At 48.6% G+C, this 21,876-nt stretch carries 19 protein-coding genes; 8 read left to right on the top strand and 11 right to left on the bottom strand.

What is annotated here, in order from left to right; translation table 11 throughout:
* Together XMM312_RS08915 and XMM312_RS08910 are read right to left on the bottom strand one after the other, a co-directional pair.
* The gene (locus XMM312_RS08915; protein WP_173483200.1) at nt 1-1,056 is read right to left on the bottom strand and encodes a S49 family peptidase; all 1,056 of its coding nucleotides are present in this window, start codon (nt 1,054-1,056) and stop codon (nt 1-3) included.
* Nucleotide 1,057: 1 nt separating this feature from the next.
* Entirely contained in the window at nt 1,058-1,705 is a 648-nt protein-coding gene (locus XMM312_RS08910; protein WP_173481607.1) for an HAD-IA family hydrolase, read from the bottom strand.
* 23 nt (nt 1,706-1,728) lie between these two features.
* On the opposite strand from XMM312_RS08910, the gene XMM312_RS08905 reads away from it, so the two are divergent.
* On the top strand, nt 1,729-2,355 hold the full coding sequence (locus XMM312_RS08905; protein WP_173484297.1) for a lytic transglycosylase domain-containing protein: 627 nt from the start codon (nt 1,729-1,731) through the stop codon (nt 2,353-2,355).
* A 314-nt stretch (nt 2,356-2,669) separates the two neighbouring features.
* On the opposite strand, the gene rraA is transcribed toward XMM312_RS08905, so the two are convergent.
* The 3 genes from rraA to ppsA all read right to left on the bottom strand — a co-directional run bounded on the left by rraA (nt 2,670) and on the right by ppsA (nt 6,475).
* The gene (rraA, locus tag XMM312_RS08900) at nt 2,670-3,155 is read right to left on the bottom strand and encodes a ribonuclease E activity regulator RraA (RefSeq protein WP_173481609.1); all 486 of its coding nucleotides are present in this window, start codon (nt 3,153-3,155) and stop codon (nt 2,670-2,672) included.
* A 19-nt stretch (nt 3,156-3,174) separates the two neighbouring features.
* Complete coding sequence (locus XMM312_RS11695; protein WP_173481610.1) at nt 3,175-4,005, bottom strand: S1-like domain-containing RNA-binding protein; 831 nt, start codon at nt 4,003-4,005, stop codon at nt 3,175-3,177.
* 100 nt (nt 4,006-4,105) lie between these two features.
* The gene (gene ppsA, locus XMM312_RS08890) at nt 4,106-6,475 is read right to left on the bottom strand and encodes a phosphoenolpyruvate synthase (protein ID WP_173484298.1); all 2,370 of its coding nucleotides are present in this window, start codon (nt 6,473-6,475) and stop codon (nt 4,106-4,108) included.
* Nucleotides 6,476-6,636: 161 nt separating this feature from the next.
* On the opposite strand from ppsA, the gene XMM312_RS08885 reads away from it, so the two are divergent.
* The 3 genes from XMM312_RS08885 to XMM312_RS08875 are packed head-to-tail and all read left to right on the top strand — an operon-like array spanning nt 6,637 to nt 8,564.
* Nucleotides 6,637-7,455, top strand: a complete 819-nt coding sequence (locus XMM312_RS08885) for a pyruvate, water dikinase regulatory protein (RefSeq protein WP_173481611.1) — start codon at nt 6,637-6,639, stop codon at nt 7,453-7,455.
* Nucleotides 7,456-7,464: 9 nt separating this feature from the next.
* Complete coding sequence (locus tag XMM312_RS08880) at nt 7,465-8,007, top strand: DUF2889 domain-containing protein (RefSeq protein WP_173481612.1); 543 nt, start codon at nt 7,465-7,467, stop codon at nt 8,005-8,007.
* Between the two features lie 5 nt (nt 8,008-8,012).
* The gene (locus XMM312_RS08875; protein WP_173481613.1) at nt 8,013-8,564 is read left to right on the top strand and encodes a hydrolase; all 552 of its coding nucleotides are present in this window, start codon (nt 8,013-8,015) and stop codon (nt 8,562-8,564) included.
* A 58-nt stretch (nt 8,565-8,622) separates the two neighbouring features.
* Here the strand turns inward: XMM312_RS08875 and XMM312_RS08870 are convergent, their stop codons facing one another.
* Both XMM312_RS08870 and dsbD read right to left on the bottom strand, forming a co-directional pair.
* Nucleotides 8,623-8,949, bottom strand: a complete 327-nt coding sequence (locus XMM312_RS08870; RefSeq protein WP_173481614.1) for a hypothetical protein — start codon at nt 8,947-8,949, stop codon at nt 8,623-8,625.
* 52 nt (nt 8,950-9,001) lie between these two features.
* Nucleotides 9,002-10,804: a protein-disulfide reductase DsbD gene (gene dsbD / locus XMM312_RS08865; protein WP_371743483.1), complete on the bottom strand. Its 1,803-nt coding sequence runs from the start codon at nt 10,802-10,804 to the stop codon at nt 9,002-9,004.
* Nucleotides 10,805-10,990: 186 nt separating this feature from the next.
* Between dsbD and XMM312_RS08860 the strand changes: the two genes are divergently transcribed.
* The gene (locus XMM312_RS08860; RefSeq protein WP_173483204.1) at nt 10,991-12,058 is read left to right on the top strand and encodes a 3-deoxy-7-phosphoheptulonate synthase; all 1,068 of its coding nucleotides are present in this window, start codon (nt 10,991-10,993) and stop codon (nt 12,056-12,058) included.
* 58 nt (nt 12,059-12,116) lie between these two features.
* Here XMM312_RS08860 and dld read toward each other — a convergent pair whose 3' ends face one another.
* Nucleotides 12,117-13,838: a D-lactate dehydrogenase gene (dld, locus tag XMM312_RS08855; protein ID WP_173481616.1), complete on the bottom strand. Its 1,722-nt coding sequence runs from the start codon at nt 13,836-13,838 to the stop codon at nt 12,117-12,119.
* Nucleotides 13,839-14,032: 194 nt separating this feature from the next.
* On the opposite strand from dld, the gene XMM312_RS08850 reads away from it, so the two are divergent.
* From XMM312_RS08850 to XMM312_RS08840, 3 genes are read left to right on the top strand one after another with little or no spacing between them, the layout of a single operon-like run.
* Nucleotides 14,033-14,974 (top strand): TauD/TfdA family dioxygenase, encoded by a 942-nt coding sequence (locus tag XMM312_RS08850; protein WP_173481617.1) that lies wholly within the window; start codon nt 14,033-14,035, stop codon nt 14,972-14,974.
* Nucleotides 14,974-15,459, top strand: coding sequence for a MarR family winged helix-turn-helix transcriptional regulator (locus tag XMM312_RS08845; protein ID WP_173484300.1), 486 nt, complete (start codon nt 14,974-14,976; stop codon nt 15,457-15,459). Before XMM312_RS08850 ends, XMM312_RS08845 begins: the two co-directional genes overlap by 1 nt.
* 15 nt (nt 15,460-15,474) lie before the next feature.
* Complete coding sequence (locus tag XMM312_RS08840; RefSeq protein WP_173484301.1) at nt 15,475-16,263, top strand: class II aldolase/adducin family protein; 789 nt, start codon at nt 15,475-15,477, stop codon at nt 16,261-16,263.
* Between the two features lie 42 nt (nt 16,264-16,305).
* On the opposite strand, the gene XMM312_RS08835 is transcribed toward XMM312_RS08840, so the two are convergent.
* The 3 genes from XMM312_RS08835 to acnD all read right to left on the bottom strand — a co-directional run bounded on the left by XMM312_RS08835 (nt 16,306) and on the right by acnD (nt 21,860).
* Entirely contained in the window at nt 16,306-17,775 is a 1,470-nt protein-coding gene (locus XMM312_RS08835; protein WP_173489103.1) for an NAD-dependent succinate-semialdehyde dehydrogenase, read from the bottom strand.
* Nucleotides 17,776-18,008: 233 nt separating this feature from the next.
* Complete coding sequence (gene prpF, locus XMM312_RS08830) at nt 18,009-19,187, bottom strand: 2-methylaconitate cis-trans isomerase PrpF (RefSeq protein ID WP_173481621.1); 1,179 nt, start codon at nt 19,185-19,187, stop codon at nt 18,009-18,011.
* 63 nt (nt 19,188-19,250) lie between these two features.
* A complete protein-coding gene (acnD, locus tag XMM312_RS08825) occupies nt 19,251-21,860 on the bottom strand; it encodes a Fe/S-dependent 2-methylisocitrate dehydratase AcnD (RefSeq protein ID WP_173483276.1) in 2,610 nt (869 codons plus the stop codon).
* Between the last annotated feature and the right edge of the window lie 16 nt (nt 21,861-21,876).

Here is a 21,876-nt window from a genome sequence, read left to right as displayed (position 1 = left end):
CTATTTGAACTGGATAGAGCTCGTTATACCGAGAGTGTTCATAACCTGACTGGCCACCCCAACACCTAGACGCTCTGCCAAGCGTTCAACCGCGTTTGGACGGTAGCTGTAATCAATTAGATGATCGGTATTAAACTGTTCGCGAGCAACAGAGCTAGCACTGCCTAACCCATCAACCAAACCCAATTCAACGGCCTGTTCACCTGTCCAGATTAGTCCAGAGAACAGCTCAGGGTTATCAGCAAGACGATCACCCCTACCCTGCTTCACAGCGTCAATAAACTGTTGGTGAGTAGTATCCAACACAGATTGCCAAAAGCGCTTCTGTTGATCCGAGAGCGGCTGGAAAGGGTCTAGCAGTGCTTTGCTGTCGCCTGCGGTAAGAGCACGGCGTTCAACCCCTAGCTTCTCCATCAAATCGACAAAACCAAATCCACTTGAAATGACCCCAATTGAACCTACCAGGCTGGCTTTATCCGCATAGATAGCGTCCGCGGCACTGGCTAGGTAATAACCGCCACTGGCGCCAATATCGGTAATAACGGCCATCACCGCCTTATCAGGATAGAGTGCACGGAGTCGAACAATCTCATCATAGACGTAACCGGCTTGAACAGGACTACCACCCGGGCTGTTAATACGCACAATAACACCGAGACTGTCAGATGCCTCAAACGCATCGCGCAGAGAGGTGATCAACAGATCAGCACTGGCTTCGCTGCTGTCTGAAATAACGCCACGCACTTGAACCACTGCCACATGTGGCTTAGAGATCTCCTCAATGGAGGCGAACTTCTCACTCCACAGAAAAAAGCCTGCGATACCAAACAGATAGATAAAGGTCAGAGACTTGAAGAAGATGCCCCAACGGCGAGATCGGCGCTGCTCACGGTTGACGTTATCAACCAGCTTTTCAAGCAAGCGCCAGCTTTTTGAATCGGTACTGTCTACAGCAGGCTGATCACTCTTCTCATTAGTTTGCACAACCGTTCCACTAGCCTGCTCAATACTCTCTTTTGAATCACTAGGCTTTTCACCCCAAGGATTGTGTTCCACATTAACTCCTTAACCAATCCACTAACTCATTAAAATGATCAAACACCTGCAACGGTTCAAAGGCATGCAGATCATCCACCTCATGCACCCCATAGCTCATAGCCACTCGATCAATACCCGCACTGCGCGCCATCTCCAAATCATAACTGGTGTCACCAATCATAAGGACTTCGCTAGCATCCAAACCTGTCTCTTCTAGGATCTCATGCAGCATCAAAGGATCTGGCTTGGATGCCGTCTCATCAGCACACTTGGTCAGTTCAAAATGGCCCGCCAACTCTGTATCAGACAGGACGCGATCCAAACCACGGCGGCTTTTTCCAGTCGCGACCGAGAGTCGATAGCCATGCTGTTTGAGTAGCCCCAGTCCATCAAATGCACCGTCAAATAGCGCCGTGGGTGTCTGATCAACCTCTAGATAGTGTTTACTGTAACCCTGCCGAATGAGCTCTCGCGTTGCGGCATCACATTCAGGCATGACTTTAAGAATAGCCTCTGGCAAGCCAAGGCCAATAATATCTCGCACTGACTCATCACTGGGGATTCTTAGACCTAGCTCACGCGTAGCGCCCTGAAAACTGGATACGATACGCGCTTGAGAATCGATTAAAGTTCCATCCCAATCGAAAATAAGTAGCCTATACTTCACGTAAACCTCAAAGTTTGAGCATTATGTATTTAAACAAGCGTCTAACACTGCTGTCGACACTGCTGATAGTCAACTCAGTCTACAGCACCTCTGCGAAAAGTGAGAGTTCGCAGACCATCTATAAATTTCGCAACGAGTCAGGCGTGCTCTCGTTCAGCGATCGACGCCCTAAACAGACCACTCATTATGAAATACTCAAATTTGACTGTTATGCCTGCCGGTCAAACCCATCAATCGATTGGCACACTGTGCCTCTAAACACTCGAGACTTTCGCAGCATTACACAAATCGCCGCCAACCAAGTCAAGGTTGACGAATCTCTTATTCGCGCCGTGATTCATGCGGAGTCGGCATTCAAAAGCAACGCGCTCTCTTCACAAGGGGCAATGGGTTTGATGCAGCTAATGAAAAAGACAGCACTCTCCCTAGGTGTCGAGAACCGACAGGATCCTAGCGCGAACATCTTTGCCGGGAGCCAATACCTAAAAGAGCAGCTAGAGCAGTTTGGTGACACAAAATTGGCCCTAGCAGCCTACAACGCAGGGCCAACGGCTGTAAAACGTTACCAAGGCATACCACCCTATCCCGAGACAGAGCGCTACATCGAACGTGTAATGATTCTTAAAGCACGCTACGACAAAGCACTCTAGAAAGCATTTAGGCTTAGCTAAAATTTAGGCAATAAAAAACCGCAGGCCGGATAAAGGGGGAGTTCCAGGCTGCGGTCAGCAGTAATAACTGCTCATTTAGAGGCTTTCAAGCTGGTGATTTACCAAATAGGGCTTAAAAAATGCCCTGCTTGTAGAACAGTAGACCCTCTGTGAAGTCTTTTAGTTCCGTGAATCTGTAACTTTTTTTGAAAAAATTTTAAATCTGTTTAAAAACAACAACTTATAAAATAGAAAAAATTACAGCCGCTCAACTAAGAACGGGCTGTGGATAATAGACCTATGCTGGTCAATTTTCAATCAATCGTTAACTCTTTTTCGCTAACCAGCAGACCGTTGTTATCAGCGTAGAGATATTCACCCGGAATGAAATCAACACCGCCAAAACGAAGCGTGACATTTAATTCCCCCGCCCCTTTTTTCTCGGTCTTCAACGGGTGGCAGCCCAACGCTTGAACACCTAGGTCAAGATCACCAATGGCATTCACGTCACGGATACAGCCGTAGATAACAATACCCGACCAGCCATTCTTGACTGCTTTCTCAGCCAGCATGTCACCCAACATCGCGCGACGCATAGAGCCACCGCTATCAACTACCAGCACTCGACCTTCACCAGGTAGCGCAACTTGTTCACGAACCAAGGAGTTATCTTCAAACGCTTTGATCGTCACGATCTTTCCGCTAAAGCGTTCACGACCGCCAAAGTTACCAAACATCGGTTCAAGAATGCGCACATCATCTTCATAGCGATCGCACAGTTCGGGTAGTAGATCTTCCATCGATTTCTCCTGATAGATTTTAAGATTTTAGACGAAGGCCATCCGCTTCAATTTGGATCTTGCCCTCTTTCAACAGCTGACCAATCGCCATTTTGTAGGCTTTTTTACTGCAACCAAAACGGGCATTAATCGCTTCAGGCGGACTCTTATCACCCAGTGGACAGAAGCCGCTGTTCGCCTCCAACTCAGCCAACAGCTTATCGGCAACAGACCCGACTCGTTTATAACCAGGTGGCGTCAGCATAAGGTCAATCTGTCCATCCTCACGAACCTGCTTAACATAGCCCGTCAGACGCTGACCCAATTTCAAATGCTGAGTGAGGTCTTGACGATGGATAAGGCCTTCATAGCGATCATTGATGATGCAGAGCATGCCTAAGTCAGTCATACGCCAGGGCAGCATTTCAACCAGCATCTCTTTGTTTAGGTCGGTTGGGTTGGACTCAAGATAACGATCCGTTTTCATTGAGGCCGCGATACGGTTCGAGTTATCAATGTAGATGAAGACATTCACCCACAGACCTTCCGTCACATCACGCTGCTGCTCTGAGAAAGGCAGCAGCAGATCTTTAGATAGTCCCCAATCCAGGAAAGCACCTATCGGCGTGGTCTCTTTAACACGCAGTCGAGCGAATTGACCCACTTCCGCTTTGGGATGCGCCAAGGTCGCGATCTCTTGATCTTGGGAGTCAAGGTAGACAAACACACGCAGCTTATCGCCAGGCTTAGTACCTTCAGGCACTTCACTTCGAGGGAGCAGTATGCCGCCACCATCACCTGTCTCTAAATAGACACCGTATGGACTCTCTCGCAACACCGTTAATTGATTGCGCTTACCGAGTTCAAACACGCCTCTCTCCCAATATTAAAAACCCTATGATAACCGGTTAGGCCAGAACGAAAAACGGCCAGGGAGTGAATCCTGACCGTTTTTAAGGATTTAGCCTCTTTTAGGCTTTGTCATTCGCCAAGTAGAACCAGGTATCCATGACTGAATCAGGGTTGAGTGACACACTGTCGATACCCTGCTGCATCAACCAACGGGCAAGATCAGGGTGGTCCGAAGGTCCTTGTCCACAGATACCCACATATTTACCCTGCGCCTTACAGGCGGTAATCGCCATCTCAAGAAGACGCTTAACCGCTTCGTTTCGCTCATCGAACAGATGCGCAATAAGGCCCGAATCACGGTCCAAGCCGAGTGTCAGCTGAGTCAGGTCGTTCGAACCAATTGAGAAGCCGTCAAAGTACTCAAGGAACTGGTCAGCGAGTAGTGCGTTGGATGGGATTTCACACATCATGATCAACTTAAGACCGTTCTGTCCGCGCTGAAGCCCATTCTCCGCCAACAGATCTACGACCTGTTTTGCCTCGCCTGGTGTGCGTACGAACGGCACCATGATCTCAACATTGGTTAGACGCATCTCATCACGGACACGTTTCAATGCACGACACTCCAGCTCAAAACAGTCACGGAAGTCTTCAGAGATGTAGCGAGCAGCACCACGGAAACCTAGCATTGGGTTCTCTTCATGCGGTTCGAACGATTGACCACCGATCAGGTGACCGTACTCATTAGATTTGAAGTCCGACATACGAACGATCACTTTCTTAGGGTAGAAAGCGGCCGCAAGCGTTGAGATACCCTCAGTCAATTTATCAACGTAGAAATCAACAGGCGATTTGTAACCTGCGATGCGGCGTTCAATAACCTGACGCACATCACGTGGTTGCTCCTCTAGATTAATCAACGCTTTCGGGTGAACACCAATCATTCGGTTGATAATGAACTCTAAACGCGCCAGACCAACACCAGCATTCGGCAGTGATTGGAAGTCAAAGGCACGGTCTGGGTTACCCACGTTCATCATAATGTCGAACGGCAGCGATGGCATCTGTTCAACATTGTTTGTAGTGTGTTCAAAGTCTAGACAACCCGCGTAGACGTAGCCTGTATCACCTTCTGCACAGCTAACAGTCACCTCTTGGCCGTCAGTCAGTGCAGAGGTTGCATCACCACAGCCCACGATAGCAGGAATACCTAACTCACGTGCAATGATCGCCGCGTGACAGGTACGACCACCACGGTTCGTTACGATCGCTGATGCACGTTTCATAACCGGCTCCCAATCTGGGTCGGTCATATCCGTTACCAACACATCACCATCCTGAACGGTGTGCATCTCATCAAGTGACTTAACAAGACGAACAACACCGGCGCCAATTCGGTGACCAATCGAACGACCTTCAACGAGGACCTGACCCTTCTCTTTCATCAGGTAGCGTTCGATCACGGTTTTTTGTGTCTGACTGCGAACCGTTTCTGGACGAGCCTGAACGATGTAAAGCTGACCATCATCCCCATCACGAGCCCACTCGACATCCATTGGACGGCCGTAGTGGTTCTCAATGATGACGGCAATGCGCGCCAACTCTTCTACCTCTTCATCCGTCACACAGAAACGGTTGCGATCCGCATAAGAGACATCGACCGTCTCTACCGCCTTACCCGCACTGTGCTCATCCGTGTAGATCATCTTGATCGCTTTAGAGCCCATGGTACGACGAAGAATCGCAGGAGCGTTCTGCTTTAGAGTGGGTTTGTAGACGTAGAACTCATCAGGGTTAACTGCGCCCTGAACAACGGTTTCGCCCAAACCGTACGCGGCGGTGATGAAGACAACGTGCTGGAAACCTGATTCTGTGTCCAATGAGAAGAGAACGCCCGATGCGCCGGTCTCACTGCGAACCATGCGTTGAATACCCGCAGATAGCGCTACTTCAGCGTGAGTAAATCCTTTGTGAACTCGGTAAGAGATGGCGCGATCGTTATATAGGGAAGCAAACACCTCTTTGATCGCGTGTTTAACATTATCTAGGCCTTTAATATTTAGGAAGGTCTCTTGCTGGCCAGCAAAAGAGGCATCTGGCAAATCTTCTGCAGTCGCCGATGAGCGCACTGCGACACTGATCTCAGCTTGGCCATCCAACATCTCTGCGTAAGCTGTTTCGATCGCAGCATCCAATTCAGGTTGAAAATCCGCATCCATAATCCACTGACGAATCTGACCGCCAGTTTCCGCCAATGCACGCGTATCATCTGCATCCAGCTCATCAAGACGTGCATTAATACGATCCGCCAAACCACCATAGGCTAGGAACTCTCGATACGCTTCGGCAGTCGTGGCAAAGCCACCCGGTACACGCACACCGGCTTCACTCAATTGACTGATCATTTCACCAAGAGAGGCATTCTTACCACCTACTTTTTCCACATCGGTCATGCGCGCCTGATCAAGACGAATCACGTATTCTGTCAAAGCACTATCTCCTAAACTTTGGTCGTTAAACTGAGTATTTACTACCCAATACACGCCATACTAGAGGAAGAAAAGAGAAATAAAACCCCCTTTTAAAAATGTAATTTCGCTACAAAAACTCTAGTATAGGGCATTGAATTTAGTCGAATTGAGTATCCAAAATGAAGCGCACCGCTTTCTTTATATCGGACGGAACCGGAATCACAGCTGAAGTTCTTGGTAACAGTCTGCTTAGCCAATTTGAGTCGGTAGAGTTTGAAGAGATCACCCTTCCCTACATCGATACACCCGAAAAGGTCGAAGCCGTTATTCAACGCATTAACGAAACAGGCAAACAAGACGGACATCGTCCAATTGTGTTCGATACCTTTGTTAATGCAGAGTACCGCGCAATGATCGCTGATGCTGAGTCCTACAACATCGACATCTTCTCGACCTTTTTAAAACCGCTTGAATCCGAGCTCGATACCGCATCGACCTACACGGTTGGTAAATCACACGCGATTAACCAAATTGATCGCTACAAGGCCCGTATCGATTCGGTTAACTTTGCGTTGGATAACGATGACGGCGCCAGAACTCAGCAGTACAAAGAGGCTGACATTATCCTAGTAGGTGTCTCCCGTTGCGGTAAAACACCCACCTGCCTCTACATGGCACTGCAGTACGGTATTCGCGCCGCCAACTACCCACTGACCGAAGAGGATATGGGCGGTGAAGATCTACCCGATATTCTTAAGCAGCACCGTGAAAAGCTGTATGGATTGACCATCGATCCGTTCCAGCTTGCCGCGATTCGTAATGAGAGACGCCCAAACAGCCGATACTCGTCACTCGACCAATGCGATCTTGAGACTCGCACGGCTGAGCGCTATTTCCGCCAGAACAATATGCAATCGATCAATACCACCAACTTCTCGATTGAAGAGATCAGTACACGCATCATGGCCGATGCTAATCTCAATCGACGCATTGTTTAGGAGCCTATCATGCCACTACCCACACCGGCTGCGAGGACGCATCGCCATACACGACAGGTCACCTGCACTGGCTATCAGCGTGAAGATGGGCTTTGGGATATTGAAGGCCATCTCGTCGATACCAAAGCTGATGAGATGCCATTAAGTGAATTTATCTTAAAAGCGGGCGACCCACTGCACGATATGGCGATCCGCCTGACTGTTGATCTTGATCTGAACATACACGCCGTTGAAACCACGATGGATGCCACCCCCTACACAATGTGTCCAGGTATCGCACCGGTATATAAACAGTTAGAGGGAGAGTCGATTAGACCCGGCTTTACCAAAAAGGTGAGAGATCTGTTTGGCGGCATTCAAGGCTGTACACACCTGGTTGAGCTATTAGGTCCAGTAGCGACAACGGCCATACAAGTCACCTTTCAAGAGCGCCATCGATTAGCAAAAAGCACGGCTGAATCACCGGTTTCCGCGCAACTCAACAGCTGCCACACCTACGCTGAAGACTCGCCTGTCGTCGAACAATATTGGCCCGAACTCTATAAAGGTTAACCAGTATGGCACTGATCGACAGAGATAACTGCACGCTATTCGTAATTGATGTTCAGGGGAGGTTGCTACCGGCTGTGCAATCACCAGAACAGACCCTCGCTAATACCGTCGCACTGGTTGAGGTGGCGCAACTTCTTGAGATACCCATCGCCTACTCTGAACAGTATCCACAAGGTCTTGGAGCCACTGAAGAGTCGCTACTATCGCTTCTTGAAGGTAAGGCTGAGCGGTTCGAAAAACAGAGCTTTTCATGCGTAAGTGAACCACAGATAAAAACCGCGTTGAATCAGTGGGAGCGCAAACAGATCATCATTGCAGGCATGGAGACACATGTCTGTGTTCTTCAAACAGTCTTAGAACTTAGTGAAATGGGATTTCAGGTTTTTGTGGTCGAAGACGCTGTCAGTTCACGAAAGGCCGAGGATAAAGTGCTGGCTCTTAAGCGAATGCAACAAAACCAAGTGACCCTGGTTTCAAAAGAGATGGTGATGTTTGAGTGGTTAAAGCGTGCCGATCATCCTAAGTTTAAAGAGATCAGTAGAGAGTTCATTCGATAGATAGCTAGAAACAGAAGAGCCAGCTATTTGCTGGCTCTTTAGCAACTAAAATTAATGACTACTCTTGTGGGAACTTGTAGTAGGTCTTGTTGAGGTAAGCCGTAACATCGGCAACCTCTTCCGGGAACCAGCCGACATTCATCTTGTCGTTACAGCCCTGAACCCAGGCCTGTTCAAGATTTTTATAGCTGGAAGCCATACGGTCTGAACGAGTGTAAAAGGCAGGTTCGTGACAGGTTGCGCAGGTCACATCATCACGCATTTCGCCGTTAATCTCTCGCTCAAAATAGGTTTCATCATAAAGCTCCTTGCCGTTATCCGCGTCGGCAGCAAGTGCTACGACAGGGGTCAACAGAAGGGCTGCAAACAGAGTACTTTTTTTCATTTTCATCACTCCAAAGAGCAGGACAATTGTCTTGCCTAAGCTCAGTTATTGCTTAAAGTTGATTGCTCATTTGTAAAAACTGTTCTGGCGAGGGTACACCCACCAGAGTTAACTCTTTTCGATACTGACCAAGTCCATCATAAAAGATAAGCGTTGGCGGACCAAGTACTTCATAGCGCTTTGTAAGCTGCTTCGACGCTTCATCATTAGCCGTCACATCTACTTTTACCAGCAACATTTGCGCCATCCTGTTCTGAACGGCTGAGTCAGCGAAAGTGACGTAATCCAGCTCCTTACAGGAGACACACCAATCCGCGTAGTAATCCAGTAAAACAGCCTGTCCTCTCGATTTAGCCAGGCTCAATTGAGCGTCTAAATCGGTTGGATTGGTCACGGTTACAAACTCAATCTTCGCTGCAGTCGTGGCTTCACTTGTCGATACGAGGCCTTTCAATGGGTAGATCAAACTCTTACCACCGGACAGAAGCCCTAGGGTTAAAGAGGCACCGTAAACGAGCAGGATAACCCCTACCCCTTTGGCGATCTTCTTAACACCATGAACTTCCGAGGCGTGACTTTCAAAGACCCCCATAAAGACAGAGGTGATGATAAGGATCAACGCGACTAACCCCATCGTCACCTCAACCGGCACGATGCGATCTAACATCCAAACCGCCATCAAAAGAAGAACGACACCAAAACCGGCTTTGACACTCTCCATCCAAAGACCCGCACGTGGCATGTACTTGGCTGCAGAGGTGCCGATCAATATCAGAGGAATACCCATACCAATCGACAGTGAGAATAGTGCTAACCCGCCAATAACAGGATCACCCGTTTGACCAATATAGATCAAAGCGCCCGCCAACGGAGCAGCCATACAGGGACCCACAATCAGTGCAGAGAGGAAGCCCATAACAGCCACACCAACATAACTGCCACCTTTCTGTTTATCAGAATTGCGACTCAACCAGGTTTGAACAGAGGACGGCATCTGCAGCTCGTAAAAGCCAAACATAGAGCCTGCCAACAGCACAAACAGAAGACTGAAGAGAGCAATTACTGCAGGAGCCTGAAGTGCCGCTTGCAGATTCGCTCCAAACACTCCTGCCAGCACCCCAGCGATTGTGTAGGTCACCGCCATAGCCAGCACATAGATGATCGACAAGGCTAAACCATGCTTGGCATTAGTGTTGTGACCATGACCGGCAATAATGCCCGACAGAATCGGAATCATCGGGAATACACAGGGCGTCAACGATAGAGCCAAACCCGCTAAAAAGAAGACGCCGATCAAAGTCCAAGTGGAGTTACCTGATAGGGTTTGTAAGAACTGATCCTGCTCACTGACAATCTCTGTCGTAGTTGCGTCAGCTGAAGCTGTTTTTGCAGCCTGTAAAGCCTCCGATAGACCAGTGTAGGCAACCACACCAGTCACCGGTGGATAACAGATCCCCCCTTCCCAGCAACCTTGGTAGCTGACATCAAATTGACCCTCAGCCGCTGCAGTGGTTTGACGCGCCAGCTCAACGGTCACCTCAGCGCGATCATGAAACACCTCTACAACACCAAAGACAGGATCCTCTTTAGTATCAGTCGCTGAATCCGTTCGGCTAACTTGGCTAACCCCTTCTGGAAGGGTTAGTTCGATTCGATCTTGGTAGAGGTAGTAACGAGGTTCAATATCCCATACCAATAGAAAGCGATTAGCATCTAGCTGCTGAGCACTGAATTTAAACGCCTGTTCAACCTCTAACGGCTCATCACTGTTACCACCAAACAGAGACGCATTAGCGCCTGACAGTGACAATATGAACGCCATTAACAGGCTGAGTGTGAATTTGATAGAACGCACAAAGTCCTCGCATTAAAACTTATCTATCGCAATAACGAAGATTTAAATTACACAGTTAGAGCTATTATTCCGTTTTGTCGGTCATAGATCACTAAAATTCGTATTTTATACTGACAGAGCCCTTAAACCTGACCATTGACTGTGTTACAAACGCTCTTCTTTCAAAGGATTATTCGGATTTAACCCATGACCGATACTCGTATTGACGATTTAAACGTCGAATCAAATGACCCACTGGTCACGCCCAACCAGCTTAAAAAAGAGTTACCTCTGTCTGATAAAGCTGCCGCGAGCGTGATGGCCGGCCGCAACACCATCAAACAGATTCTTAAGCGCGAAGATAAACGCCTGTTCATCGTGGTAGGCCCCTGCTCAATTCATGATCCAGAAGCTGCGATCGAATATGGTCGTCGCCTATTGAAGCTGCAAGAGCAGGTGAAAGATTCACTCTACCTGGTGATGCGAGTCTACTTTGAAAAACCACGTACCACCGTCGGTTGGAAAGGGTTGATCAACGACCCTCATATGAACGACAGCTTTGAGATTGAAGAGGGTCTTCGCATTGGTCGTAAGTTACTGCTTGATCTAGCTGAGATGGGCCTTCCTCTGGCGACTGAAGCATTGGATCCAATCTCACCACAGTACATGCAGGACCTTATTACTTGGTCAGCCATTGGCGCGCGTACCACTGAATCGCAAACCCACCGTGAAATGTCCTCAGGCCTATCTGGTGCCGTTGGCTTTAAAAACGGGACTGACGGAAGCTTAGATGTTGCTATTAATGCGATGCAATCGGTCAGCCACCCTCACAGTTTCTTGGGGATCAACTCAGAAGGTCAGGTATCCATCGTCCGCACTCGTGGTAACCAATACAGTCATGTCGTACTTCGTGGTGGTGCGGGACGTGCCAACTACGACACCGTCAGCGTCAATCTAACAGAGCAAGCGTTAGAGAAAGCGAAGCTGCCACAGAACATTATGATCGACTGTAGCCATGCTAACTCAAACAAAGATCACAACCGCCAGCCACTGGTGGCTAAGGATGCAATGCATCAGATCGTTCAGGGCAACCGCTCAATCATCGGTCTTATGATCGAGTCGCACATTAATGAGGGCAACCAGTCGATCCCTTCAGATCTCAGTGAATTGAAATACGGTGTCTCGGTGACGGATGCCTGTATCAACTGGGAGACGACCGAAAGCTCACTGATTGAGATGAATGATCAGCTTGCTGAGATTCTAAAAACTCGATAAGCATCGATCGGATACAAAAAAGGGAAGCGGTTACGCTTCCCTTTTTCATTTCAGCGGATCAGTGATGATCGCTGCCACAACCACAAGATGACTCACCCCAGTATTTCAATTTACTGGTTTGACCGATACCTGCGTTGAATCCATTGGTTGGATCCAGACTACGGTAGAACTCTTTAAGCGCCTCTTTCGCAGCATACTCATGACCAACGTTATGTTCCGCTGGGTATTCAGCACCACGCGCATCAAAGGTATCCAAAATCTGGTTCTTAACCGCTTTGGCATCAACACCGGGCTTCATGATGTAGTTCTGGTGCATGACGTGACAGAAGAAGTGACCATAGTAGACCTTAACGGCAATTTGATCCGCTAGCTCTTGTGGCAGCGTTTCAAACCAGTCGCGCTCATTACGCGGGAAGGCCACATCGATGGTCATAACCGCACCTAGTTTGTCGCCTTCCATGATCTTGTTACGTCCAATCGCACCACCCGCGACAAAACGGTGCAGAATCGCCTGCTCTGCTTCGCGCTCAGTACACTCGAAATACTCACCCTCATTCGTTTTAAAGAACTCATTGAGGTAAGCGCGCATCTCATCGACACACTCATTGCCTGTTTCGAGAATCCAGTGGTGTTCAAAGCGATCACGATACTCTTCCATGCTAGCCGGCAGATGATTTGGCCATAGGTAGCTCATCCACTGCAGCATCTTGTCCGAGAAGTTTTTCGGTAAAAAGCCTAGCTTATTGGTCCAACGATCAACCGTGCGTTTAATCGCGAACATCTTAGGCATGTAGGAAGCACCGAGTTTGTCGATCACGATGAACGAATCTTTACCGTACTTCTTAGAGACGTCATAACAGGTACGGTGAATGTACTCACCGGCGATAGGCAGATTCTTAAAGGTCGACAAGATATCGCGACGCATCTGCTCCATAACCGCAGGGTCATTAGTACCAACGTAGAACACCTGCTGTTTCTTTGGAATCTCGAAGGTATCCATACGCACAGCAAAGACGGCCAATTTACCGGCACAACCAGACGCTTCGTGCAGACGACGACCATCATTGTTGTAGCGAGAGGGTGTCTCAGCATCAATATCACGAATACGATCGTTGTACTCGTTATCGGAACCCAGCAGATCTGGGTACTGGACATCATCAGCGCGATAACGCTCGTACTGAAGATTTTCGAGCATCTCCTCAGGTGTATCACCCAAGTTGATTCCTAGATTGTTCACCAACTCCAACTCACCGTCGGCATTGATCTGAGCAAAGATAGACATCTCTGTGTAAGCAGGACCACGCTGAACTAACGCACCGCCAGAGTTGTTACAGATACCACCGACAATAGACGCACCAATACATGAGGAACCGATGACAGAGTGAGGCTCACGACCGTATGGACGCAGGCGATCTTCCAGACCAAAAAGCGTAGAACCCGCAAGACCCACAATCTGTTTGCCCTGATCAATCAGGTGAATAGAGTCGATGCGCATGGTACTGATGATCACGATAGGACGATCGTAATCGTCACCATTAGGGGTAGAGCCACCGGTCAAACCGGTATTCGCGGCCTGCATAATGACGATCACATCCGCTTTGACACAGGCTTGCAGACAGTGCCAAACCTCAACCAAGGTTCCAGGACGAACGACAGCTAATGCACTACCACCACCCAGACGAAAACCGGTAGCGTAAGGCGCCACACGATCAGATTCGGTTATTGCGTACTTCTTACCAACAATGGTTTGTAACTGCGAAATAAGTGCCTGAGTCGACATTATTCAAAGCCTCTATCTTAAAATCAGATGCGGATTATAGCGGATCCTGCGGGGAATTAAATTTAGCTTTCGCAATGCACAAAAAAAGAGATCACTTTTATCTGCCCTCATTATGTAAAAACCAAAAAGTTGACATATCAACTTTTTGGATCTATTGTTCATTTCACAATAAATAACACCATCGGAGAGAAGCAATGAGTTCAATGGATACCGATCTAATTCATGACGATCAGCCTTACAAAAACCATCCATATCAAGGTAAACAGATCAAAACACTACCACTGGCTTCATCAATGGGTGCTGAGGTACTGGATGTTCAGTTAAAAGATCTTGATGACGAAGCCTTTGAAGAGCTCAAAGAGGCACTCTGGCACCACAAGATGATCTTCTTGCGTAAGCAGAATCTCTCCCCTGCTGATCAGTTGGAGTTTACAAAGCGCTTTGGCGAGTTAGGTACCGATGCTTACACCACAGGTCTTCCTGGCTTCCCAGATGTACAACCTGTTATCAAAGAGGCTGATACCAAATCTAAAATCATCTTTGGCGGTGGTCACCATACCGATTCAGCCTTTCTAGAAAGACCACCATCAATCAGTGTACTTCACGGCATCGAAATTCCACCCTATGGTGGTGACACCATCTGGTACAACTCAGTGATGGCGTATGAGAGCCTGTCTGCTGGCATGAAAAAGATGCTAGCGCCGCTAAAGGTTCATATGGCTGCTGACCGCGTTATAGGCTCTATGAAAAAAGTGGTTGAACAGACAAAGAATATGACTTCAATGACCGATATCGAGTTAGAAATTGATATCGACGCGATGATGCGCGGAAACTTCCATCCGATGGTTCGCAAGCATCCAGAATCTGGTCAAGTGTCACTCTATGTTGATGGTGTCTACTCGGTCAATATCGAGGGAATGGAGCGCCGCGAGTCAGAACCTCTGCTTAAATTCCTACACGAGCACGCAACGCAAGAGTTCTTCTGTTGTCGTTTACGCTGGGAAGAGGATACCGTTGCCATTTGGGACAACCGCATCTGTCTTCACCGCGCGTTTAATGATTACGATGGGTTCCGTCGTGAACTGCATCGCACAACAGTCATGGGCGAAAAACCTCAGGCTGCGTTTGAAAGTTAATGTCAGATAAATTGGACATTATTCGACACAGAGAGGGGCATGAAGTTCTCGACTATGATCGATACCTTCAACACCTTATCTCTGTGATCGCCAATAGGCTGACAAGCTACTCATCAAGCCAGTACCTATCGCAATTTGGTTTGGGCTCAGTTGAGATGCGGGTTCTCGCATCTCTGGCTTATCAGCCAAACCAAAAGGCAGCTGAAGTCTGCTCCCTGATCAGCATAGATAAGGCAGCGGCCAGTCGAGCCATGGCTAAACTGGACTCACAAAATCTGCTCATTGGTGAAACAGCTACACCCAAAGGCAAGCAAAAACGCTGGTCACTTAGTGAAAAGGGTTGGGCGCTACATCAACGCTTCTTGGACGTGGTGCTTGATCGTCATGAGAGAGTCGTAAAAGAGATTGATGAGAGTGAGTTAGTTCAATTTGTTGGGACCCTTCACAAATTGATTAACAATATTGAAACGCTCGACACCGAATAAATAAAAGGACAGAACATGAGTAACGATCCAAGATTTCAGGTAGATCTACCCGATGCACCTGAAGGAATGAGTGACACTGAATGGCAAGCCCGCCTTCAACTCGCAGCGACCTACAGAATGGTTGATCACTTTGGCTGGACATTCATTGTCTATAACCATATCAGCCTGCGTATTCCTGGAACTGATGAGTTTTTAATCAACCCGTTCGGGGTTCGTTATGATGAAATGCGCGCATCAGACCTGATTAAGATCGATATTGATGGTAACGCCCTTTCTGAAAGTGAGTGGAACGTCAACAAAGCAGGCTACACCATTCACTCAACGATTCATAAAGCCCGCCCCGATTTGCACTGTATATTGCATACACACGAGCCAGTTTCGCAGTCACTGTGCGCGCTGGATTCACCGTTGATTCCTGTTACACAAGAGGGTTGTCAGTTCTTCGAACGCACTGGCTATCATGACTTTGAAGGGATCGTTCTGGATGGCTCCGAGGGACCACGACTAGCGGCGGCAATGGGTGATACCAACCATACGCTTGTTCTAAAGAACCACGGTCTTCTCACAGCAGGCCCAACCTGTACCTGGGCCTTTGTAAGACACTTTGCTTTCATTAGAAATGCAGAGGTGCAATTGGCTGCTATGGCGGCAGGCAACCTGAACCCAATTGATGAAGAGATCATTCGAAAAACTCGTCATCAGTTCGAAGGCGGCGAAGCTCAGGCAAATGCAAAAGTGAGACACCCAGAGTGGCCAGCGTTGATCCGCTTGATCGATCAGAAAGATCCTAGCTGGAAACTGTAAAAGAAAAAGCCCTCTGACAAGAGGGCTTTTTAGTGGGCATAATTATATGCCACCCATACAGAGGTATTTAATCTCTAGGTAGTCATCCAGACCGTACTTAGACCCTTCTCGACCTTGACCACTCTGTTTAACCCCACCAAAGGGGGCCATTTCTGAAGAGATAATCCCTTCATTGATACCGACAATCCCAACATCCAGTGCTTCAGCAACACGCCAGACACGGCCAATATCGCGACTGTAGAAATAGGCTGCCAAGCCGAATTCTGTGTCATTTGCCAGTGCGATGGCCTCCTCTTCTGTTTCAAACTTGTAGATAGGTGCCACAGGACCAAAGGTCTCTTCGTAAGTCACACACATATCGGTTGTGATGTCAGCCAGTATGGTCGGCTCAAAGAAGGTGCCACCCAGTGCATGGGGCTTTCCACCTAATACAATCCGAGCCCCCTTCTCTACCGCGTCTTTGATGTGTCGTTCAACCTTGTCGACCGCAGCTTGGTTGATCAGAGGACCTTGAACAGCGTCGTCCACTTCAAGACCGTTACCCACTTTAAAGGCTGAAACACGCTCAGCGAGCTTTTGAAGGAAAGACTCATAGATACCGCTTTGGACAATGATACGGTTGGCGCAGACACAAGTTTGGCCAGTGTTTCGATACTTAGATGCAATCACACCATCGATAGCCGCATCCAAATCAGCATCATCAAAAACGACGAAGGGGGCATTTCCTCCCAGCTCCATACTGACTTTTTTGACGCTGTCGGCGGCTTGTTTCATTAGAATCTTGCCGACCTGCGTCGAACCAGTGAAGGAAATTTTACGAACTTTATCTGAACTCGTAAGCGCACTGCCTACGGCAGCCGCTTTAGCTCTCGAGCTTGTCACAATGTTGATAAGACCCGTAGGGATACCTGCTCGTGCTGCAAGTTCTGCCAGTGCGAGAGATGAAAGCGGTGTATCTTCTGCCGGTTTAGCAACCACTGGACATCCCGCTGCTAGCGCTGGTGCAATCTTGCGCGCAATCATGGCATTCGGGAAGTTCCAAGGAGTGATTGCACCCACTACACCGACTGGCTGCTTGATAACAACTAAACGCTTATCACCCGTAGCTGCAGGAATGGTATCACCATAAACACGCTTGGCCTCTTCAGCGAACCACTCGATGTAGCTCGCGCCGTAAGCGACCTCACCACGCGCTTCTGCAAGAGGCTTACCCTGTTCTGCTGTCATCAAACGCGCTAGATCTTCCTGATTCTCCATGACCAAATCAAACCAACGACGGATAAGATTAGCTTTCTGTTTGCATGGAAGGGTTTTCCAATCGGCCCAAGCAGCATCGGCCGCGTCGATCGCTCGTTGAGTATCAACCTCATCCATATCGGGGACTTCAGCAAGTAACTCTCCAGTAGCGGGATTGATCACGGCAAATGTATCGCCGGAATGTGAGTCTACCCACTGACCATTAATAAATGCTTTAGAGATAAGAAGAGAGGTGTCGCTAAGTTGAAGTGGCATGATCGAAAGATCCCGTGATTTGATTATTAACATTATTCGTTACAAACAATACGTTAAACCTATGGAAAGGATCAATTCAATGCGGTTTTGCGGAGTGAAATTCACTTGTTTAGTGGTGAATGAAGAAAGGGCGGATGACAGGCTGAAGGCCTGTCACCTGGGTACTAACCCACTACGCAGTTACCGTGCCAGGCCTTCAGCCTGACATCGGCACTTTCAGCATTTTCCAGAGACTAAAAGGTATCCCCTGGAACATGCACAGAACCCGTCATTAGAAGACGCGCACTTCGGCTCATGATGGCGGCTTTAGCAGTCCACTCACCATTCACCTCTTCCGCTTTTGCACCGACACGCAAGGTACCCGATGGGTGACCAAAGCGAACGGCATCGCGCTCTCCGCCACCGGCAGCGAGGTTAACCAGCGTACCCGGTACTGCTGCTGCCGTTGCGATAGCAACTGCCGCTGTACCCATCATCGCGTGATGAAGTTTACCCATAGACAGTGCACGAACTAGAACATCTACATCATCCGTTGTGATCTCTTTACCACTAGACGCTGTGTAGTTCTTTGGTGGTGAGACAAAAGCAATTTTAGGGGTATGTTGACGCGTCTCAGCCTCTTTAAGATCCGTGATTAGACCCATCTTTAGCGCACCGTGGGCACGCATGGTTTCAAAACGCGCTAGCGCTTCAGGATCATTATTGATCGCTTCACGAAGCTCAGTACCTTGGTAACCAATCTCTTCTGCATTGAGGAAGATGGTTGGGATACCTGAGTTGATCATTGTCGCTTTAAAAGTACCCACACCAGGAACTTCAAGATCATCGACAAGATTACCTGTTGGGAACATAGAACCTTCGCCATCGGCTGGATCCATGAACGACACTTCAATCTCAGCTGCGGGGAAAGTGACACCATCAAGCTCGAAGTCACCTGTCTCTTGTACCTGACCATTAGTGATCTGGACTTTACCGATGATGGTCTTCTTGATGTTGGCCTGCCAAATTTTGACTTCGCAGATGCCGTTTTCAGGAATCTTAGCTGGGTCGATTAGCCCTTCATGAATAGCAAAAGGGCCAATAGCCGCCGATAGGTTACCGCAGTTACCTGACCAATCCATAAATGGACGATCGATCGCGACCTGACCAAAAAGGTAGTCAACATCATGATCTGGCATGGTGCTTTTTGAGACGATAACCGTCTTCGATGTCGATGAAGTCGCACCACCCATACCATCAATTTGAGCACCGTATGGATCTGGGCTACCAATGACACGCATTAACAACTTATCGCGCGCTTCACCTGGAACCTGACACGCATCTGGTAAATCCTTCAGATTGAAGAAAACACCCTTAGATGTACCGCCACGCATGTAGGTAGCGCGAACCTGAATTTGAGGAACAAATGCCATTTCAAACATCTCCCTTAATTTAAAAAAGGGCCGCGATGCGACCCCTTGTAGTTAGCCAATTGCTTATGCATTGCCCTCAAGAAAATCTTGAGCAAAGCGTTGCAACACACCACCAGCTTTATAGACACGAACTTCTGCAGCCGTATCAAGACGACAGGTCACTGGTACGCGAACCTGTTCACCGTTACGACGATTGATGATCAGCGTTAGATCTGCACGTGGCGCGATCTCACCTTCCACATCGTACGACTCAGTACCATCAATACCGTAAGTATGACGTGTTTCGCCCTCTTTGAATTGAAGAGGTAGTACGCCCATACCGACTAGGTTAGTACGGTGAATACGCTCGAAACCTTCAGCAACGATCGCTTCAACACCCGCTAGGCGAACACCTTTAGCCGCCCAGTCACGTGATGAGCCCTGACCGTAGTCAGCGCCAGCAACGATGATTAGGTTCTGCTTGCGCTCCATGTAAGTCTCAATCACTTCCCACATGCGCATCTGTTCACCCTGAGGTTCTAGACGAGCTAGAGAACCCTGAATGATCTCGCCGTTCTCATCACGACACATCTCATTCAACAGTTTCGGGTTAGCGAAGGTTGCGCGCTGTGCTGTTAGGTGGTCACCACGGTGAGTTGCGTATGAGTTGAAGTCCTCTTCTGGAAGACCCATCTTAGCAAGGTATTCACCCGCTGCAGACGACGCAAGAATCGCATTCGATGGCGATAGGTGGTCAGTTGTGATGTTGTCACCTAACACTGCCAATGGAAGCATACCTTTTAGCGTACGCTCACCTGCCAACGCACCTTCCCAGTATGGAGGGCGACGAATGTAGGTCGACATTTCACGCCAGTCGTAAAGTGGGCTTGGCGCTTTCTCAGCTTCACCTAGGTCAAACATAGGGATGTAGATCTGCTGGAACTGCTCTGGCTTAACGGCCTTAGCGACAATCGCATCGATCTCTTCATCTGATGGCCAGATATCTTTAAGCGTTACTGGGTTACCGTTGGTATCCGTACCCAATACATCGTTTTCGATATCAAAACGCATCGTACCGGCAATCGCGTAAGCAACGACAAGTGGTGGTGATGCTAGGAATGCCTGCTTAGCGTATGGGTGGATACGGCCGTCGAAGTTACGGTTACCCGATAGTACAGCTGTCGCGTAGAGGTCACGATCAATAATCTCTTGCTGAATCACAGGATCAAGCGCACCCGACATACCGTTACAGGTTGTACAAGCGTATGCCACGATACCGAAGCCCATCTTCTCAAGTTCTGGAAGAAGACCCGCCTCTTCTAGGTAAAGTTTTGCAACTTTTGAACCTGGAGCAAATGACGATTTAACCCAAGGCTTGCGCACAAGGCCAAGCTCGTTAGCACGTTTAGCAACAAGACCTGCAGCAACAACGTTGCGGGGGTTTGATGTATTGGTACATGAAGTGATCGCTGCGATGATCACTGCGCCATCTGGTAGCAGGCCATCAGCCTCTTCCGCTTTCGCAACAGCCAATTTCGCTTCGTCTGCAATACCACGATCAGTTAGATCTGAGGTTGGTAGACGACGGTGTGGGTTTGATGGACCAGCCATATTGCGCACAACAGTCGATAGATCAAACTCAAGAACTCGCTCGTATTCAGCCGTAACAAGATCGGTCGCCCATAGGCCAGTCTCTTTAGCGTACTGCTCAACCAGTGCAACCTGCTCTGGTTCACGACCCGTCAGTTTTAGGTAGTCGATCGTCTGGCCATCGATGTAGAACATCGCAGCCGTTGCACCAAACTCTGGAGTCATGTTCGAGATAGTCGCACGGTCACCAATCGATAGTGAATCAGCGCCTTCGCCGAAGAACTCAAGGTATGCACCAACGACACGCTCCTGACGTAGGAACTCAGTCAGAGCCAATACGATATCAGTCGCAGTGATTCCTGGATTACGTTTACCCGTTAGCTTCACACCCACGATGTCTGGAAGACGCATCATTGATGGGTGACCCAGCATAACAGTTTCAGCTTCAAGACCACCGACACCGATCGCGATAACACCCAGTGCATCAACGTGAGGCGTGTGCGAGTCAGTACCGACACAGGTATCAGGGTAGGCAACCCCATCACGCGCCTGAATAACCGGAGACATCTTCTCAAGGTTGATCTGGTGCATGATGCCGTTACCGGCTGGAATTACATCAACGTTTTCAAACGCAGTCTTGGTCCAGTCGATAAAGTGGAAACGGTCTTCGTTACGACGATCTTCAATCGCACGGTTCTTATCGAACGCTTCTGGATCAAAGCCTGGTGCCTCTACTGCCAACGAGTGGTCAACAATCAGCTGAGTTGGCACGACAGGGTTAACCTTAGATGGGTCACCACCCTGATCCGCAATCGCATCACGCAGACCTGCTAGGTCAACCAGTGCTGTTTGACCAAGAATGTCATGACAGACAACACGCGCTGGGTACCAAGGGAAATCGAGGTCACGCTTACGCTCGATTAGCTGTTTTAGCGAATCAGTTAGAGCGTCCGGCTCACAACGGCGAACCAACTGTTCTGCCAATACACGCGATGTGTAGGGAAGCTTCGCATAAGCGCCAGCTTCAATTGCTTCAACCGCTGCACGAGTATCGAAGTAGTCGAGCGTCGTGCCAGTTAAAGATTTACGGTATTGAGTATTCATCATTTCAAGTTCCTAC

The sequence above is a fragment of the Marinobacterium sp. xm-m-312 genome, from assembly GCF_013283295.1.
GTDB lineage: Bacteria > Pseudomonadota > Gammaproteobacteria > Pseudomonadales > Balneatricaceae > Marinobacterium_E.
The sequence above is the reverse complement of the archived record's forward strand: the minus strand, read 5'-3'. Positions and strand labels throughout refer to the sequence as shown.

What these genes read in the sequence shown, in the direction of transcription:
- XMM312_RS08880 (WP_173481612.1), top strand. Translation starts at nt 7,465, where the DNA reads ATGCCACTACCCACACCGGCTGCGAGGACGCATCGCCATACACGACAG.
- acnD (WP_173483276.1), bottom strand. Translation starts at nt 21,860, where the DNA reads ATGAATACTCAATACCGTAAATCTTTAACTGGCACGACGCTCGACTAC.
- XMM312_RS08845 (WP_173484300.1), top strand. Translation starts at nt 14,974, where the DNA reads ATGTCAGATAAATTGGACATTATTCGACACAGAGAGGGGCATGAAGTT.
- XMM312_RS08870 (WP_173481614.1), bottom strand. Translation starts at nt 8,949, where the DNA reads ATGAAAAAAAGTACTCTGTTTGCAGCCCTTCTGTTGACCCCTGTCGTA.
- XMM312_RS08885 (WP_173481611.1), top strand. Translation starts at nt 6,637, where the DNA reads ATGAAGCGCACCGCTTTCTTTATATCGGACGGAACCGGAATCACAGCT.
- XMM312_RS08840 (WP_173484301.1), top strand. Translation starts at nt 15,475, where the DNA reads ATGAGTAACGATCCAAGATTTCAGGTAGATCTACCCGATGCACCTGAA.
- XMM312_RS08860 (WP_173483204.1), top strand. Translation starts at nt 10,991, where the DNA reads ATGACCGATACTCGTATTGACGATTTAAACGTCGAATCAAATGACCCA.
- XMM312_RS08835 (WP_173489103.1), bottom strand. Translation starts at nt 17,775, where the DNA reads ATGCCACTTCAACTTAGCGACACCTCTCTTCTTATCTCTAAAGCATTT.
- prpF (WP_173481621.1), bottom strand. Translation starts at nt 19,187, where the DNA reads ATGGCATTTGTTCCTCAAATTCAGGTTCGCGCTACCTACATGCGTGGC.
- XMM312_RS08875 (WP_173481613.1), top strand. Translation starts at nt 8,013, where the DNA reads ATGGCACTGATCGACAGAGATAACTGCACGCTATTCGTAATTGATGTT.
- XMM312_RS08905 (WP_173484297.1), top strand. Translation starts at nt 1,729, where the DNA reads ATGTATTTAAACAAGCGTCTAACACTGCTGTCGACACTGCTGATAGTC.
- XMM312_RS08850 (WP_173481617.1), top strand. Translation starts at nt 14,033, where the DNA reads ATGAGTTCAATGGATACCGATCTAATTCATGACGATCAGCCTTACAAA.
- dld (WP_173481616.1), bottom strand. Translation starts at nt 13,838, where the DNA reads ATGTCGACTCAGGCACTTATTTCGCAGTTACAAACCATTGTTGGTAAG.
- rraA (WP_173481609.1), bottom strand. Translation starts at nt 3,155, where the DNA reads ATGGAAGATCTACTACCCGAACTGTGCGATCGCTATGAAGATGATGTG.